At 45.6% G+C, this 2,097-nt stretch carries 3 protein-coding genes; all 3 read right to left on the reverse strand.

Annotated features, from left to right (window positions below; all coding sequences use genetic code 11):
• On the reverse strand, positions 1-539 hold a 539-nt coding region (gene hisF, locus A3757_RS15685), incomplete at its 3' end, for an imidazole glycerol phosphate synthase subunit HisF (protein ID WP_068739899.1).
• 23 nt (positions 540-562) lie between these two features.
• Positions 563-1,291, reverse strand: a complete 729-nt coding sequence (locus A3757_RS15690; protein ID WP_068511275.1) for a HisA/HisF-related TIM barrel protein — start codon at positions 1,289-1,291, stop codon at positions 563-565.
• A 17-nt stretch (positions 1,292-1,308) separates the two neighbouring features.
• Positions 1,309-1,959 (reverse strand): imidazole glycerol phosphate synthase subunit HisH, encoded by a 651-nt coding sequence (gene hisH / locus A3757_RS15695; protein ID WP_068511277.1) that lies wholly within the window; start codon positions 1,957-1,959, stop codon positions 1,309-1,311.
• Between the last annotated feature and the right edge of the window lie 138 nt (positions 1,960-2,097).

The raw sequence follows: 2,097 nt of genomic DNA on the forward strand, positions 1-2,097 counted from the left end.
TCCATACTGGTTAGTAATATTTCACCAGCACCGTAATCAGCCATTTTCTTGGCCCATTCGATTGCATCCAAGCCTGTAGGCTTACGACCACCATGAGTAAAGATTTCCCATCGACCTTCTTCACCCTCTGCACTCACCTTCTTCGCATCAATTGCGACGACAATACATTGGCTGCCAAATTTCTCGGCAGCTTCACGAACAAACTCTGGGTTAAATACTGCCGCTGTATTGATCGCAACCTTATCCGCGCCGGCATTCAACATACAGCGGATATCTTCAACTTTTCGGATTCCACCACCAACCGTTAGCGGAATAAACACTTCACTCGCCATTTTTTCAACAGTATGAACCATTGTGTCACGGCCTTGGTGACTCGCTGTGATGTCCAAAAAGGTGATTTCATCAGCCCCTTGCTCATCATACTTTTTGGCAACTTCTACCGGGTCACCTGCGTCACGGATATCAACAAACTGTACGCCCTTTACAACGCGCCCTTCATCAACATCCAAACAGGGAATAATTCTTTTAGCCAAGCCCATTAACTAGCTCTCCACTTATAATTTCAATCTTCACAATAGTCTTGAGCCTCTTTAAGGCTTAAGGCTTTTTCATCCAAAGCTCGTGAAACCAATACGGTTTCGATACCCACTTCAGACTCGGAATACAATGCACGAATATCATCCATATCTGCTACCCCGCCAGTCACCCACAATGGTACGCGAGAGACTTCAGCAAGCTTAATAGCCTCGTCGAGATTAACACCCTGACAGCTCCCTATACGCCCAAGGTCTCGATAAACCAGAGCAGAAATATCAGCAGCACTTAATTGCTGCGCCCAGGTTTCGGCAGTAACTGGTGACGTTTTCTGGCAACCATGTGTACACACCTGACCCTCTAGCAGTGACAGGCTCACCGTAATGCGCTCAGGAAAGCGCTTACACATTTCAGCAATAAACGCAGGATCTTCTATAGCTTTAGTTCCTAAGGTCACTGTTCTAATACCAGACTTCAGGTAATGCTCAACTTCAGATTCACTACGAATTCCACCTTCAACATGTAAATTTAGATTTGGAAAACGCTGAGCGATCGAAACGATCATTTCTGCATGAGCCGTCCGCCCCTGAATTGCACCATCTACGTCAAACACATAAAGGTCCTGCACACCGGCATCCATCCAACGCCCGGCAAGGTCTGTCGCATCATCGGAGTAAACTTTGGTCTGATCAAGGTGATGACCAGACACATGCACACATTTAGCCTGCATTAGGTTAATTGAGGGTAGGATATTCATCGCTTGACTAGTACCTTCTATTTTCCAGACCAGTTCGCAAAATTCTTGAGTAGCTGTAAACCTGCATGCTGGCTCTTTTCAGGGTGAAACTGAACTGCAAAAATGCTATCTCGGCTAAGTGCCGCAGCGATAGACTTCCCGTATTGGGCCGAACCTGCCAAGTATTGATGATCAGCCGCTACGTAATAGCTATGGACAAAGTAAAAACGCGAGGCATCTGAGATCTTATGCCACATAGGGTGATCACCATTCTGCACCACCTGATTCCACCCCATATGCGGTACTTTCAAACGAACCTTCTCGCCCTTATCGTTCTCTTCATACAAGCTTTCGCCAAAATGCAAAACATCGCCTGGGAAGGCACCGATACAATCAACGCCTCCATTCTCCTGGCTATGTTGAAGCAAAGCTTGCATGCCAACACAAATACCCAAAAAAGGTCTGTCCTTGGAAACTTCCATGCTTAAGCTATCAAAGCCCAAACGCTTAATTTCAGCCATGCAATCGCGCATAGCGCCTACACCAGGCAAAACAACCTTATCTGATGCACGAATCGTATCCGCATCCGAAGTTACAAGGACTTTTGCATCAGGCGCTACGTGTTCAAATGCCTTCGAAACCGAATGCAAATTGCCCATACCATAATCAATAATGGCAATTGTCGTCATTTTTTCTCACTCGTAAAAAGCAACTGACCTCAAAAGAGGCCAGTATTATTTATTAACTGTCGTACAACTTGAAACCGGTTCTATAAAGAACCTTTAGTAGACGGCATTTTTCCTTCCATTCGCTCATCAAGTTCCAAA

This window comes from Oleiphilus sp. HI0117 (assembly GCF_001635235.1).

Excerpts from the sequence above, each read along its gene's own strand:
- A3757_RS15690 (WP_068511275.1), bottom strand. The coding sequence starts at position 1,291 with ATGAATATCCTACCCTCAATTAACCTAATGCAGGCTAAATGTGTGCAT.
- hisH (WP_068511277.1), bottom strand. The coding sequence starts at position 1,959 with ATGACGACAATTGCCATTATTGATTATGGTATGGGCAATTTGCATTCG.